Source organism: Nonomuraea roseola (genome assembly GCF_039535395.1).
GTDB classification, from domain to species: Bacteria; Actinomycetota; Actinomycetes; order Streptosporangiales; family Streptosporangiaceae; genus Nonomuraea; species Nonomuraea roseola.
Window position 1 is genome coordinate 1,179,455 of the sequence record NZ_BAAAXC010000015.1, and the last position, 14,060, is coordinate 1,193,514.

Consider the following 14,060-nt stretch of genomic DNA (forward strand, 5'->3'; position numbering starts at 1 on the left):
GGATAACTCGGGCATGGCATCCATTCCGGGAGGTGGGGGTCGGTCACCACCGAAACACGCGAAAACCGGGCGGTCAAGAACCGGCGGCGCCGCGCAACGCCCGGTAGAGCAGCCGGGGGTCGCCGAGGCGGTGACGCAGCAGCTTCTCCAGCCCGCCGATCGGCACGAGGTTCTGCGGCGCCCGCGGATCCTTGTAGTCGACCCCCGCCAGCGAGGGCAGCACCAGCGTGAGCGCGTCGGCCAGCCGTACCACCTCGTCGGCGGGCAGCTCCGCGCCCGCCTCGCACCTGGCGATGCCCGCCCACGGGGCGGCCGAGCCGACCGGCAGGCGGACGTACCAGGCGTGCCGCCGCCAGCTGGTGCCCATCAGGAAGACGGGGGTGCGCTGGCCGGGCGAGAGCGCCGAGACGACCGAGCTCTGCGGGCCAGGCAGGTAGGCGGCGTGGTGGGTCTTGATGTAGCCGACGGTGCGCGGCAGGTGGGTGCGCCCGCGCAGCGGACCGTCCACGAGCAGGAGGTCGTCGGCGCGCGAGCGGTGCCGCACCGCGAGATCCACCTCGAGCTGCGTGACCTGCCGCTGGAGCGCCAGCGAGAGCTCGTCCATGCTGGGGCCCGACGCCCTTTCGGCCCGGTAGGTGGCGTGCGGGGTCTTGACCTCGGGCGTCTGCGCCGAGGCGCTGAACAGCGCCCTGCCCACCTCCACAGCGGCCAGCGAGGCGCCCGCCGGGCCGCACTCGACGATGCCCGCGGCGAACGAGGCCGCGATGCCCGGCGTCGGCATCGGCGAGGAGGGATCGTGGACCCACACGCGGGCGTCGATCCTGCGCACGCCGTCGGCGATCAGCAGCACCTCGGGCGTCTCCGTGCCGGGCGGCGGGTCGATCGGCTTCCAGTCGGCGGCGTCCCTCTCGACGTCGAGGACCAGCTCGGCGCTGGTGGGGCCCAGCTCGGCCAGCGCCTCGACGGCCAGCGCGGCCGCGTAGCCCGGATCCCACGGATCGACGGTGAACTCGGCGACGGCCGCCGTCATGGGCCCACCTTCCGCAGGTGCGAGCCCCTGGCGTCGCGCCCGATCTCGAAGCGCACCGGCACCCTGTCGGCCAGCGCGGGAACGTGTGTGACGACGCCGACCATGCGGTCCTGCCCCGCGGCGAGGCGTTCGAGCGTGGTGGCGACGGTGTCGAGCGTGGCGGGGTCGAGCGTGCCGAACCCCTCGTCGAGGAAGATCGAGTCAAGGCTGCGCGCGACGGTTCCCGACAGCGCGAGGGCCAGCGCGAGGGCGGCCTGGAAGGTCTCGCCCCCCCGACAGCGTGCGGGCGCTGCGCCGCAGGCCCGCCTCGCCGTGGTCGATGACCTCGATGTCGCCCTTGCCGCCGAGCGCCAGCTCGTACTGCCCGTCGGACAGCTCACGCAGCGTGTCGGAGGCGGTGACGACGAGGAGTTCGAGCGCCTCGGCGCACAGCCACCTCTCGAAGGCGTTGGCCCTCAGCAGCAGGGTCAGCTCGTGCGCGACCCTTGCCTCCTGCTCCTTGTCGACCGCGTGCGTCTCCAGCGCGCGGGCGCGCTCGCGATCCTCCCTGACCCGCTCGAGCCTGCTCTCCGCGCGGGCGACGGCGGTGGCGATGGCGCCGCCGATCTGCTCGGGCGTGGCCTGCGCGGCCACACCGATCTGGTGCTCGGCCAGCTGCGCGACCAGCCTGGTCCGCTCCCTCGTACGGCCTGCCTCGACCTCCGCCAGCTCGGCGTCGCGCTCGTTCAGCTCGGCCCGCGCGGCGCGCCCTGCCTGGTTGCGCCATTCGAGCAGCGCCGTCCACGCCCTGTGCAGGTCCTCCCGGTCGACGGGCGGCGGCGCGCCGCCCTGCTGTACGCCGAGGGTGAGGGCGCGGTCGCGGGCCAGCTCCAGGTCGCGCCAGCCCTGCTCGCTCTTGCGCGCGGCGGACTCGGCCGCCCGCTGCGCCCTCTCCATCCTGGCGCGGCAGGCCCGTACGGCCTTGCGCGCCTCCGACACCACCTCGTCGGCCTTGCGCATGGCGGCCATGCGCTCCTCCAGGACGGCCCGATCGACGGGCGGCGGCAGCTCGGCGAGCCTGGCCGACAGCGCCGTGGCCTGCGAGTCGAGCATGGCGGCCTCGGTCTCCGCCTTGCCGAGCGTGGTCCTGGCGTGCTCGGCCTCTCCCCTGGCGACGGCCATGGCGCGCTCGGCCGTGCCGACGTCGGCCAGCTCCGGGTGGTGCGGCAGCTCGGTCAGCGGGCGCAGGCAGGCCGGGCACGGCTCCCCCACCGTCAGCCTGGCGGCCAGGTCGGCGGCGGTGTGCGCGTCACGGAGCCTGTCGCGCTCGACCTCGGCCGCCGACAGCGCGCCCGCGGCGCGCCTCGCGGCGTCGGCGAGGGCGGGCAGCGCGGCGGCGGCTCTTTCGGCGGCCTGCCGAGCGGCCGACGCGGCGGTGGTCAGCCGCTCCCGTTCGTCCAGGGCGGCCAGGCTCTGGGCGAGGGCCTGCCGATCACCGAGCGCGGCCAGCTCGTCGTGGGCGCGGTGCTCGTCGGCCTCGAGGGCCGCGGCCTCCTCGGCCAGCGCCGTGACCGCGGCGGCGGCCTGCCTGGCGGTCTCTGCCAGCGTCGGCACATCGGCGGGCATGACGAGCGCGAGCAGCGCCTCGACCCTGGCGGCCACGCTCTCACGGTCGGCGCGGGCCCTGCGGATCTGTTCGTCACGGGCGCGCAGCAGGTCGAGGTCGACGCTCTCGGCCAGCGCGCGCAACGTCGCCACCTGGTCGGAGGCCGCCCGCTCGGCCGCCTCGTCGGCCCCGGCGAGCTTGCCGAGCTGGTCGCGCGCGAACGAGGCGGCCTGCTTGGCCGCCTCCTCCTCCCGCACGGCCCGCTGCCGGATGCGCTCGTAGACGTCGGCGTCGAGCAGTTGGACGAGCAGGTCCTGCCGCTCACGCGGAGCAGCGTGCAGGAACTCGGCGAAACGCCCCTGCGGCAGCACCACGCACTGCGTGAAGAACTTGTACTCGAGCCCGGTCACCCGCTGGATCTCGGGCGTGACCGCGTCGCCCTCGGCGACGGGCCGCAGCACCGCCTCCAGCACCTCGGCCAGCTCGCCGGCCACCGCGGGGTCGAGCTCGTCGAGCCTGGCCTCCTTGGTGCGGACCGTGCCCTTCGCGTCGCGCTGGAGCGCCCTGACCACACCATGGCGGCGTCCCGCGCTGTCGAAGACCAGCGCGACCTTGCCCGCGGCGGCCGAGGGGGCGAGGGCGTGCGAGATGACGTTCTCCTTGCCCCAGCGCGGCACCGTGCCGTACAGGGCGAAGCAGATCGCGTCGATCACCGTGCTCTTGCCCGCGCCCGTCGGGCCGATCAGCGCGAAGTAGTCGATGTCGGAGAAGTCGATGGTGACCGGCTCGCGGAAGCTGCCGAAGTTCTCCAGGTGCAGCAGCAGAGGGCGCATCAGCTCGTCACCTCGTCGTACAGCCGGTCGAACAGCCCCGCCACCTGGTCGTCGTGGCGGCCGCTGCTGCTCAGGTAGTCGCGGAACAGCTCGCGCGGGCTGCGCGTCGCGCTCGACGTCTTGGTCGCGGCGCGCACGGGGCGGAAGCGCTCGTCGAGGGAGACGTCGAGCGCGCCCGGCAACAGCTCGCGCACGGTGTCGGCCAGGCCGGGGCGCGCTCTCTCCTCCACGACCACCTTGAGCCACGCGTCGCCGACGTCCATGGCCTCGAGCTGCTCGAGGGTGCCGGTGACCGTACGCAGGGTGCGGGCCTGCGCGAAGGTCACCTCGCGCACCACGGCGGGACGGCCGGGCGAGACGTCGACCAGCAGCGCGCCCGGCGTGTTGGCCTCCTCGCCGAAGTCGACCGCCACAGGCGAGCCGCTGTACCAGATCGGGCACGGGCCGGGGATCTGCTGCCTGCGATGCAGGTGGCCGAGCGCCGCGTACTGCGTGGAGGAGGGAAAGGCGGTCGCCTCGAAGTAGTAGGAGAAGATCGACTGCGCCTCGCGCTCGCCGCCGCCGAACGCGCCGCCTGGCAGCGTGCCGTGCGTGGTGACGACGTTGACGGTGTCGGCGGCGAAGCCCGCGGTCAGGGCGCCGATCAGCTCGCCGATCCTGGCGGCGTAGTCGCGGTTGTGCTCGGCGGCGGTGCCGGTCAGCACCTCGGCGGCGCGCACCACGTACCGGTGCGACAGGAACGGCAGGACGGCCAGCCGCACGGGCTCGCCCGTCCTGGCCGTGAAGGAGAGCGTGCCGCCGTGGTCGGGACGGCGGAAGGCGCCAACCACGTGGATGCCCAGCGCGCCGAGCACCGGGCGGTAGACCTCGAACAGCTGCGGGTTGTCGTGGTTGCCCGCCAGCACCACCACGTCGCGCCCGTCCTCGCGCAGCGCCATCAGCGCGGGCATCACCAGCGACTGCGCCTCGGGCGTGGGGGCGGAGGTGTCGAAGACGTCTCCTGCGACGATGACGGCGTCGACGTTCTCCTCGCGGGCCTTGGCGACGAGCTCCCGCAGCACCGCGCGGTGCTCGTCGATGCGGGAGCGGCCCTTGAGTACCTTGCCGACGTGCCAGTCGGCGGTGTGCAGGATCTTCATCGAGCTCCCATCAGAACGGCGGGATGTCGTCTTCGACGCCTGGCAGTCCGGCGAAGGGGTCGGCGCTCGGCGCCTTGATCGGCACCGCCTCCGACGGCCTGGTGGCCCACGCGGGGAAGGGGAAGGCCACGGCCAGCGGCACGGGGATCTCGGGCTGGGCGACGAACATCGTGCCTGGCTTGGCGATCGTGGCACGCTCCCTGACCGTCGGCGGCAGCCAGCCGTACTCCGACCTGGCGGCCTCGGCGGGGTCGAGCCGTCCCGCCACCCGCACCGCGCTGTTGGAGACGATGCGCCGCTCCACCTCCGAGGCGGTCTGCTGGGCGCCGATGAGGATCACGCCGAGGCTCCTGCCGCGCTCGGCGACGTCGAGCAGGATCTCCTTGATCGGGGAGTCGCCCTCGCGAGGGGCGTACTTGTTCAGCTCGTCCAGCACGACGAACAGCAACGGGCGGGCCGTGCCCGAGCTCTCCTTCCTGGCGAACTCGCCGCGCAGGACCACGCCGACCACGAACCGCTGGGCGCGCTCGGGCAGGTTGTGCAGGTCGACGATGGAGACCTGGGCGTCGGAGGTGCGGATGGAGTGCGGACGCCCCCCTGCCACGTCGCCCCTGATGATCGGCGACAGCGGCCTGACCGCGCTGCGCAGGCGGCGCATGAAGGCGTTGACGGTGCCGAGCGGGGTCTGGGCGCCGGTCCAGGTCGTGCGGCTCGCCTCGTCCATGAGCTGCTCGCTGAGCAGCTCCACCAGATCGCTGAACGTGCGGCAGACCTTGCCCTCTCCGCCTTCACCGCCGGTGTCCAGCCTGATCGCGCCGGTGTCGCCCACCGGCCTTGCCCACGCCGCGAGCCTCGCCGCCACCTGACCGACCAGCAGGGAGTATCCGGCCCGCTCGTCGTCGGCGTCGGCGAAGACGAACCGCAGCAGCTCCTCGGCGCAGAACTCGGCGAGCGTCCAGTAGAAGGCGCTGACCCCGTGCGTGCGGGCCGCGACGTGCGGCACCGCGTTGGGGTCGTTCGGCCGGGGTGGGGCGAAGACGTGCACGCTGCCGAACGGCTCGGCGGGCAGGCCGAGCCTCCTGTACGTGGCCTCGGCCGTGGCGTCCAGGCGGGAGTTGCGATGGTCGAGGAAGAGCAGGTCCTCGCCCTTCACCGAGAAGATCAGCGCCTTGGTGTTGGCCGCCTCGTTCTGCAGCACACCCGAGTTGAAGATCGAGTAGATGAGGAACGTGGCGAACGAGGTCTTCGTCGCCACACCCGACACACCCGAGATGGAGACGTGCGCGCCCCTGGTGCCGTCGAGGAAGTCGAAGTTCACGTAGAGCGGCTGGCCGTCGCGGCCCGTCCCCATGGGAACGCGCCGGTCCATGACGTCGAAGTAGAGCGCCTGGTCCCTGTCGCCCGCCCCCGCCCTGTAGACCGGCGCGCCGGGCAGCGGGGGCACGAAGACCTCGGGCTCGACCCTGGTCACCTTGACCTCGGCCACCTCGACCACGGCGGCGGGCAGCGCGCCGTCGGCGATGAGGAAGACGTCGGAGTCGTAGGTGGCGCCCTCGTGCCTGGCCTCCACGGTCGTCACCACGCCCGCGACCAGCACCTGCCCGTAGCCGGGCACCTCTCGCCTGGTCACGACGACGTCGTCGAGCTGGAGCACGCTGCCGGGTTCGAGCCCGACCCAGAAGGAGAGGGGCGAGGCCGCCTGCGTGCCAAGAACCCTGCCGACCGCCTCACCGGACGCGGCCGTCCCAGACGTAGCCGTGAGGCTCGTCACCCCGTTCTCGATCACTCAGCTCCTCCGCCCCATAACGCCACCTACCGCAGCGTAATGCGGACGGAGGTGTGCGTCCGGCATCTCGAGCAACGGCGCGGAGCTTCGGCATGGCCGAGATGGCGCGCCCGCTCACGCGCTGGTGGCGTCCGACAGTGCGGCGATGCGGCGCAGTTCGGCGAAATGTCCGTTCAGCGCTCGCCGGCCTCGCTGGTGAGCGCGAGCCTCCGCACCGCACGACCATCCTCCCGCGCCTCGCCGCCGCGCGACGGCAAGGGCGGTGTGGGGAATCCGGGCTCCCCCACACCGGTGGGTCCGTGTCGTCAGGGGGCTCGGTAGTCGGCGGCGAGGCCGATCAGGGCGATCAGTCCCGAGGCGTACTCCAGCGCCTCCTTGTGTCCCTCCTCGAAGGGCGGCTGGAAGCCGACCCCCTCCCACGTGAGGGTGGCGGGGTTCCAGATGTCGTTGCCCACCTCGAAGTCCCAGCCGAAGATCCCGAAGTCGTACCAGAGCTCGTCGGCGGAGTTGCCCGCGGCCGAGTACAGCACGTCCGTCACGGGGCCCGTCTGCTGCGGCCAGGTGACGGTGCCGCGTTCGGCGGCGATGGCCTCCTCGATCGTGCGGGCCGAGCGCAGGAAGTAGGCCTCCTGCGCCTTGGTCGGGCGCGGCAGGGTGACACGTCCTGCGGCCTGGTAGGCCCCGGGCGGCCACATGAAGTACCCGCCGTAGCTGTGCACGTTCATCGCGAACTTGATGTTGCGGTAGGTCTGAGCCAGCCAGATCACGTTTCTGCTCTCCGGCTCCGAGTGCTCGCCCGGCCCCGCGTACGTGCCGCTCAGACAGTTGGCAGAGGCGCCGACGTAGCCGTCGAACAGGGAGCCGGCGGCGTAGTTCCTGTTGACGTCCACTCCCCATGAGTTGCGCGCCGCCGGGTCGGCCTGGGCGGCAGGGCAGTGGTTGGTCATGTTCTTCCGCTGGAAGTTGTAGTCGTAGAAGCTGTAGTTCGCCCCGTCGGGGTTGACGGTCGGCACGATGAAGATGTCCGTGCGCTGCAGCAGCCTGCGGGTGGCGGGGTCGCGCGCGTAGTTGCGCAGCAGCCGTTCGGCCGTCTCGATGGTGACCAGGGGGGTCACCCACTCGCGGGCGTGCTCCTGGGCGTAGGCCAGCACGCCGGTGCGCGAGCCGTCGCGGTGCGCGCCGATGCGCAGCGCCAGCACCCGCGCGGGCTCGCGCGAGACGTCGGCGGGCGCCTTGAGGAAGTCGCTGAGCTGGGTGAGGGGCGCGGGCGTCACGACGCCCTGCCCGCTGTCCGTGCGGTACGGCGTGGCCTTCACCAGCGACCCCGCCCCCGCGTTGACGGCGGCGATCACCTGGGCCGCCGTGCTGGTGATCGCGCCGGAGGCGTCGGTGGCCAGGCTGACGGTGATCAGCTTGCCGTTCACCGTCACCTGGAGCGGCCTGCCCTGCGCGCCGGGATCGACGAGCTCCATCGCCAGGTCGTTGCCGCCCTCGGAGCCGTAGGCGAGCGAGGTGACGACGACCGCGCCGAACTGCGCCTGCGCGTGCCGCCGGTAGCCGTTGGTCAGGTACGGCAGCGCGATGACGTCGGTCAGCTGGGGGAACTGCCTGTGCAGCGCCTTGACCCGCTCGTTGAGCTGGCCGGGCGGCATGTACTGGGTGATGAAGTCCTTGCGGTAGCCGGGGATCGCCCTGTCGGGCCTTTCGCCGTCGGGCCACTCCCTGACCCTGGCCTGGGCCTTACCGCCTCCTGCCGAGGTCACGGTGACCCACGCGGGTCTGTCGGCGACCGGCGCGGGGGTGCTGAGCTGGTGTCCGAGGTAGGCGCCCGCATCGGTGTAGGGCACCATCGGCACCGTGCCCGAGGCGCCGCCCCTGCCCCGCCATGCGGCGCTGAGCGTGGCGGTCGGACCGGCGCTGCTGGTGGCCTCGACCGAGAGGAAGTAGCCGTCGCGGGTCCTGAACCAGACCGCCCTTTCGATGACGATCTGGTCGGCGGCGGCCGCCGCCTTCGGGGTCTTCGGGGTCTCCTGGGCGGCGGGGGCGCCTGCCTTCTCCACGCCGAGGGGGGCGAGCGCGGACAGCTGGCCTTCCGACAGGACGGCGTCGACCTGGATGCTCCCGTCCGGCTGCGGCCGTACGCGCTCGGTCAGGTCGGCGCCGGTGGCCACGACCTTCTCCAGGGCCGCGGTGTCCGGGACCGAGATCGTGACCAGCGAGGTCACCTCGGGTTCCGGCGGCGCCCCTGCCGCCGCGGGCGCCGAGGGTGAGGCGGCGAGGAACGTGGTGATGGTTAACGAGAGGACAACTGCGGAAGCTCGTAAGCCACGCATCGGCCTTCCTCCTTGATCAGCCGTATGCCGATCAGTGAAAGCCGAAACGACGGGTCAGGCAAGACCCGGCGATGTGGGTAGAGATCGGCATGACCGAAGGGAGAGACCGGAGTGGCCATCAATGTCACCGTCTGGGGCGAGAACGTGCACGAGGAGCGGGAGGAGGAGGTACGGCGGCGCTATCCCGAGGGGATGCACGGCCAGATCGCGCGGGGCCTCGGCGACGATCTGGGTGAACGGGTCAGGGTGCGTACGGCGACGTTGCAGGAGCCGGAGCACGGGCTGACCGAGAAGGTGCTGGCCGAGACCGACGTGCTGACCTGGTGGGGCCACGCGGCGCACGAGGAGGTGAGCGACGAGGTCGTGGCCCGCGTGCACGAGCGGGTGCTCGGGGGGATGGGCCTGCTCGTCCTGCACTCGGCCCACTTCTCCAAGATCTTCCGCGTGCTCATGGGCACCACGTGCACGCTCAACTGGCGTGACGGGGGCGAGCGCGAGCTGGTCTGGACGATCGAGCCGAGCCATCCGATCGCGGCGGGAGTGCCGAACCCGCTGGTCATCGAGGAGCAGGAGACCTACGGCGAGCCGTTCGGCATCCCGGCCCCCGACGAGCTGGTGTTCGTCAGCTCCTTCGGCGGGGGCGACGTCTTCCGCAGCGGCTGCTGCTTCCGCAGGGGCAGAGGCAGGGTGTTCTACTTCAGCCCCGGCGACCAGGACTATCCCGTCTACTACCACGAGGGCGTGCGGCGGGTGCTGGCCAACGCCGTCCTGTGGGCCGCCCCCGCCGGCGGTCCAGGCGTGCCGCTGAGCAACGCCCACACCCCCATCACCTGGTAAGGGAGCCCATGACCTTCGACACCGTCACCGAGGACCGTCCCCTGCGCGCCGTCATCGCCGGCGCGGGTTTCATCGGCCGGCAGTGGGCCACCGAGCTGCTGCTCCATCCCGATGTCTCGCTGGTCGGCTGGGCCGACATCGACCCCTCGAAGGTGCCGGCCGGGCGCGGCGTGCCCGCGTTCGGATCCGTGGCCGAGATGGTCGAGGCGGTGCGGCCCGACTTCCTCGTCAACGGCACGGTGCCGGCCGCCCACCACGAGGTCACACTGGCCGCGCTGGAGCGGGGGGTGTCGGTGCTCAGCGAGAAGCCGATGGCGGTCACCTTCGAGGAGGGCGCGGACATGGTCGCCGCCGCCGACAGGGCGCGCCGCCTGTTCATGGTCAGCCAGAACCGCCGCTACCTGCCCGGCCTGGTCGCCTACCGGCGCACGGTGGCCGAGCTGGGGCAGCTGGCGATCCTGACCTCGGAGTTCTACATCCCGTACAAGAGCGTCAAGTTCCTGCAGGATCTGCCGCATCCGCTCATCCAGGACATGGCCATCCACCTGTTCGACGCGGCGAGGGCGATCTCGGGGGCCGATCCCCTGTCGGTCTACTGCGAGTCGTTCAGACCGGCCGCCAGCTGGTACACCGGCGCCTGCTCGGCCACGGCGATCTTCGAGATGACCGGCGGCCTGCGCTACGTCTTCAGCGGCAGCTGGTCGGCCCCCGGCCTGCAGACGTCGTGGACGGGCAGCTGGCGGGCGATCGGCGCGCGGGGCACCGCCGTGTGGGACGGCGGCTCGGTGATCGGGGCCGAGGGGGTGACCCCAGTGGAGCTCGAACCCGACCCCCACCAGGCCCGCGACAGGTTCCAGGGGCTGGCCTGGGCGTTGGAGGAGTTCGTGGGCGCGCTGCGCACCGGCAGGCCGCCCCAGGGCGAGGGTCACGACAACCTCGCCAGCCTCGCCATGGTGACCTCCGCCCTGGAGTCCGCCCTCAGGGGCGAACGGATAAAGTGCCCTCTCTATGGAGCTACGTAACAAAGTCCGCTGGCGACGACGATGACCGGGTACACCATCCCCGGCATGCACGTGCGGGAGCACGTCGCCGACGTTCCGCTCGACTGGGCCGAGCCCGGTGGCGAGAGCATCCAGGTCTTCGCCAGGGAGCTGGTCGATCCCACCCGTAAGGACGACGACCTGCCCTGCCTGCTCTACCTCCAGGGCGGTCCAGGAGGGAAGGGCCCGAGGCCGCTCGGGCCCTCGGGCTGGGTCGGCCATGCGCTGAAGACGCACCGGGTGATCCTGCTCGACCAGCGCGGCACGGGCCGCAGCTCCAGGGTGGACGGCCGGCTCATGTCGCGCTTCGAGACGGCCGAGCAGGGCGCGGCCTACCTGTCGTGCTTCAGGGCCGACTCGATCGTGGCCGACGCCGAGCACCTGAGGAAGACCGTCTTCGGCGGCGGGCGGTGGTCGACGCTGGGGCAGAGCTACGGCGGCTTCCTCACCCTGACCTACCTGTCGCAGGCGCCCGAGGGGTTGAGCGCGTGCTACGTCACCGGCGGGCTGGCGGGCCTGGAGGCCGACGCCACCGAGGTCTACCGGCGCACCTATCCGCGGGTCGAGGCGAAGAACAGGGAGTTCTACCGCCGCTACCCGCACCACGTGGAGACCGTGGCGGCGCTGGCCGACCGCCTGGCCGAGGGCGACGTGCTGCTGCCCGACGGCGACACGCTGACCGTGCGGCGGCTGCAGTTCCTCGGCCTCGACTTCGGCATGAAGCCCGGCTACGAGCGCATGCACTGGCTGATCGAGGAGGGCCTGACCACGGGCTTCCTGCACCAGGTGCTGGCCAGGACCTCCTTCGGCGACAACCCGCTCTACGCCGTGATGCACGAGAGCATCTACGGCTCTGGCCAGGGCCCCACCGCCTGGGCGGCCGAGCGGGAGCGGGCCGCGCACCCGGCGTTCGCCGAGACGGCCAGGCCGCTGCTGTTCACCGGGGAGATGATCTATCCCTGGATGTTCGAGGAGATCCGCGAGCTGCGGCCCTTCCGCGGCGCGGTCGAGGCGATGGCGGCGCGCGAGGAGTGGCCCGCGCTCTACGACCTGGACCGGCTGGCGGCCAACGAGGTGCCGGTGGCCGCCACGGTCTACTTCGACGACATGTACGTGGACTCGGGCCTGCAGCTGGAGACGGCGGCGCGGATCGGCAACGCCGAGGTGTGGGTGACCAACGAGTACGAGCACGACGGCCTCGGCGACGACAGGGTCTTCGCCCGTCTGACCAAGCTCGTCGACGAGCGGGGCGGCGGCCTCAGAGGGTGAGCGCGGGAGAGGTGGGCCGCGCCTGCCCGGCCCCGCGCCTGCGCGGCCCACGGCCCTCCGCCAGCACGCCAGCCATCGCCGCCAGGAGCCAGGCGGCGGTGAAGGCGACGAGCCAGCTCCACCCCGCCGTGCCGTACACGATGCCGCCCACGGTGCCGCCGACGCTGCTGCCGACGTAGAAGAAGAGCGTGTAGAGGCCCGAGACCTGGCCGCGGGCGCCCTGCGGCGCCTCGGCCGCGGCCCACCCGTTGGCCACGGCGTGCGCGGCGAAGAAGCCGCCGGTCAGCACGATCAGCCCGGCCACCACCATGGCCAGGTTGTCGGGGATCGTCAGCAGCGTGCCCACGACGGTGATCAGGAGCGAGGCGACCAGGACGGCGCGCTTGCCGTACCTGCCGACGAGCCTGCCGGCGGTGCCCGAGGAGAGCGTGCCCGTCGCGTAGGCGAGGAAGACCAGCGAGGCGATGGCGGGCGCGATGCCGAGCTCGTGGATGAGCCTGAACCCCGCGGCGTTGTAGACGGCGACGAAGGAGCCCACGCCTGCCGCCGCCACGCCGTACTGGGCGAGGAGCACGGGGCGGCTGAAGGCGGCCCGCAGGTTGAAGGCCGCCCGCAGGCCGCCGCCCCGCGTGGCTCCCTGACGCGGAGGTGAGGCGGGCAGCGTCAGGACGGTGACCACCGCGCACACCGCGGAGAGCCCCGCGACGCAGGCCAGCGCGCCGTGCCAGCCGAGCGGTTCGGCGACCAGGCCCGTCGCCAGCCTGCCCGCCATGCCGCCGACCGAGTTTCCCGCGATCATCGCGCCCACCGCGGCGGCCACGCCCGCGCCGCCGAGCAGTTCCATCAGGTACGCCGCGGCGACGCCGGGAAAGCCGGCGATGGCCACCCCCTGCAGGGCTCTGAGCACCAGCAGGCTCTCGAAGGTCGGCGCGAGCGGCAGCAGCAGGCCGAGCACCACCGAGGCGATCACGGAGACGAGGATGATCCGCCGCCTGCCGACGATCTCCGACAGCGCGGCCACCGGCAGGACGGCGACGGCCAACGCGCCCGTGGCCACGCCGATGGCGAGGGAGGCTCCTCCTGGGTCGAGGTGGAAGTCGGCGGCGAGCTGGGGGAGCACGGACTGCGGGGCGTACAGGAGGGCGAAGGACGAGATGCCGGCGGCGGCGACGCCGACGGTCACCCGAGGTGCGATAACCACACCCAAGAAACTAAGCAAAGCTAATAAATACGTCTAATACTGTCATATGCCAAAATTCATACCGTGATGCATGAATTGGCGCCGAACCTCGAGTTGCTGGCCGCGATCAGGGAGACCGAACACGTCACGAGGGCCGCCGAGTTGCTCGGCGTTCCGCAGCCCACGGTCAGCAGGCGGCTCGCCGCGCTGTCCGAGGCGGTCGGCACGCCGCTGGTCGTCCCGTACGGCCGCGGCATCAGGCTGACCAGGGCGGGCCGCACGCTGGCCGACTCGGCCGCCCGCGCGCTGGCCGTCATGGCGACAGGAGTCCGCGAGGTGCGCGAGGAGATCGACCCGGGCAGCGGGCGGATCGTCCTCGGCTTCCTGCACCTGCTGGGCCGCTCGCTCGTGCCCTCGATGGTCTCGGGGTTCCGCGAGCGCCATCCGCTCGTGCGCTTCAGCCTGGTCCAGGGCTCGCGGCAGGTGATGCTGCGACGCCTGCGCGAGGGCGAGATCGACCTGGCCTTCGTCGCGCCCCTCCCCTCGGACGACCAGGACCTGACCGGCACCCCGCTCGCCGCCCAGGAGCTCGTGCTGACCGTGCCCGCCTCGCACCGGCTGTCCAGGCGCAGGAGGGTGCGCGCCGCCGAGCTGGCCGACGAGGACTTCGTCACCCTGGAACAGGGCTACGGCGTGCGCCAGATCACCGACGACCTGTGCGCGGCGGCCGGCTTCCAGCCCAGGATCGCCTTCGAGGGACAGGAGTCCGACACGGTGCGCGGCCTGGTCACCGCCGGGCTCGGGGTGGCGCTGCTGCCGAGGTACGGCGCCGCGCCGCTGCCCGGCGCCGTCGAGATCCCGCTGTCTCCCCCGCTGTTCCGCACGATCGGCGTCGTCAGGCCTGCCCAGCTCACCCCGCTGGCCCAGGCCTTCCACGACTACGTGCTCGCCGAGACCCCGGATCTCGGCCTCGAGTTCACCCCGGCGAGGTCTTCCCACCGGGCGGGAAATTCGTTATAACAACCTAA

Annotated in this window: 10 protein-coding genes; 4 read left to right on the plus strand and 6 right to left on the minus strand. The window is 72.4% G+C overall.

Features of this window, described 5'->3' with window-relative positions; translation table 11 throughout:
• Nucleotides 1-73: 73 nt before the first annotated feature.
• The 5 genes from ABFX55_RS28550 to ABFX55_RS28570 form a co-directional block, all read right to left on the minus strand.
• Entirely contained in the window at nucleotides 74-1,030 is a 957-nt protein-coding gene (locus ABFX55_RS28550) for a hypothetical protein (protein WP_346125849.1), read from the minus strand.
• A 201-nt stretch (nucleotides 1,031-1,231) separates the two neighbouring features.
• On the minus strand, nucleotides 1,232-3,448 hold the full coding sequence (locus ABFX55_RS28555) for an AAA family ATPase (RefSeq protein WP_346125850.1): 2,217 nt from the start codon (nucleotides 3,446-3,448) through the stop codon (nucleotides 1,232-1,234).
• A complete protein-coding gene (locus ABFX55_RS28560; protein WP_346125851.1) occupies nucleotides 3,448-4,587 on the minus strand; it encodes an exonuclease SbcCD subunit D in 1,140 nt (379 codons plus the stop codon). Before ABFX55_RS28560 ends, ABFX55_RS28555 begins: the two co-directional genes overlap by 1 nt.
• A 10-nt stretch (nucleotides 4,588-4,597) precedes the next feature.
• Nucleotides 4,598-6,373: an ATP-binding protein gene (locus tag ABFX55_RS28565; protein ID WP_346125852.1), complete on the minus strand. Its 1,776-nt coding sequence runs from the start codon at nucleotides 6,371-6,373 to the stop codon at nucleotides 4,598-4,600.
• Between the two features lie 305 nt (nucleotides 6,374-6,678).
• Nucleotides 6,679-8,706 carry a M14 family zinc carboxypeptidase gene (locus ABFX55_RS28570; RefSeq protein ID WP_346125853.1) on the minus strand — a complete coding sequence of 676 codons (2,028 nt, stop codon included), beginning with the start codon at nucleotides 8,704-8,706 and terminating at the stop codon, nucleotides 6,679-6,681.
• Nucleotides 8,707-8,817: 111 nt separating this feature from the next.
• On the opposite strand from ABFX55_RS28570, the gene ABFX55_RS28575 reads away from it, so the two are divergent.
• Genes ABFX55_RS28575 through ABFX55_RS28585 form a run of 3 tightly spaced genes read left to right on the plus strand, consistent with a single transcriptional unit; the run spans nucleotide 8,818 to nucleotide 11,852 of the window.
• Nucleotides 8,818-9,543 carry a ThuA domain-containing protein gene (locus tag ABFX55_RS28575; protein WP_346125854.1) on the plus strand — a complete coding sequence of 242 codons (726 nt, stop codon included), beginning with the start codon at nucleotides 8,818-8,820 and terminating at the stop codon, nucleotides 9,541-9,543.
• Between the two features lie 8 nt (nucleotides 9,544-9,551).
• Nucleotides 9,552-10,565 carry a Gfo/Idh/MocA family protein gene (locus ABFX55_RS28580; protein WP_346125855.1) on the plus strand — a complete coding sequence of 338 codons (1,014 nt, stop codon included), beginning with the start codon at nucleotides 9,552-9,554 and terminating at the stop codon, nucleotides 10,563-10,565.
• 21 nt (nucleotides 10,566-10,586) lie between these two features.
• Complete coding sequence (locus tag ABFX55_RS28585; protein ID WP_346125856.1) at nucleotides 10,587-11,852, plus strand: alpha/beta fold hydrolase; 1,266 nt, start codon at nucleotides 10,587-10,589, stop codon at nucleotides 11,850-11,852.
• Here the strand turns inward: ABFX55_RS28585 and ABFX55_RS28590 are convergent.
• Nucleotides 11,842-13,053: an MFS transporter gene (locus ABFX55_RS28590; RefSeq protein WP_346125857.1), complete on the minus strand. Its 1,212-nt coding sequence runs from the start codon at nucleotides 13,051-13,053 to the stop codon at nucleotides 11,842-11,844. The two genes, ABFX55_RS28585 and ABFX55_RS28590, sit on opposite strands and share 11 nt — an antisense overlap.
• Nucleotides 13,054-13,119: 66 nt before the next feature.
• Between ABFX55_RS28590 and ABFX55_RS28595 the strand changes: the two genes are divergently transcribed.
• Complete coding sequence (locus ABFX55_RS28595) at nucleotides 13,120-14,052, plus strand: LysR family transcriptional regulator (RefSeq protein ID WP_346131275.1); 933 nt, start codon at nucleotides 13,120-13,122, stop codon at nucleotides 14,050-14,052.
• The last annotated feature ends 8 nt before the right edge of the window (nucleotides 14,053-14,060 follow it).

Coding starts and splice junctions, on each gene's coding strand:
- ABFX55_RS28585 (WP_346125856.1), top strand. CDS start 10,587: ATGACCGGGTACACCATCCCCGGCATGCACGTGCGGGAGCACGTCGCC.
- ABFX55_RS28555 (WP_346125850.1), bottom strand. CDS start 3,448: ATGCGCCCTCTGCTGCTGCACCTGGAGAACTTCGGCAGCTTCCGCGAG.
- ABFX55_RS28550 (WP_346125849.1), bottom strand. CDS start 1,030: ATGACGGCGGCCGTCGCCGAGTTCACCGTCGATCCGTGGGATCCGGGC.
- ABFX55_RS28595 (WP_346131275.1), top strand. CDS start 13,120: ATGCATGAATTGGCGCCGAACCTCGAGTTGCTGGCCGCGATCAGGGAG.
- ABFX55_RS28560 (WP_346125851.1), bottom strand. CDS start 4,587: ATGAAGATCCTGCACACCGCCGACTGGCACGTCGGCAAGGTACTCAAG.
- ABFX55_RS28570 (WP_346125853.1), bottom strand. CDS start 8,706: ATGCGTGGCTTACGAGCTTCCGCAGTTGTCCTCTCGTTAACCATCACC.
- ABFX55_RS28580 (WP_346125855.1), top strand. CDS start 9,552: ATGACCTTCGACACCGTCACCGAGGACCGTCCCCTGCGCGCCGTCATC.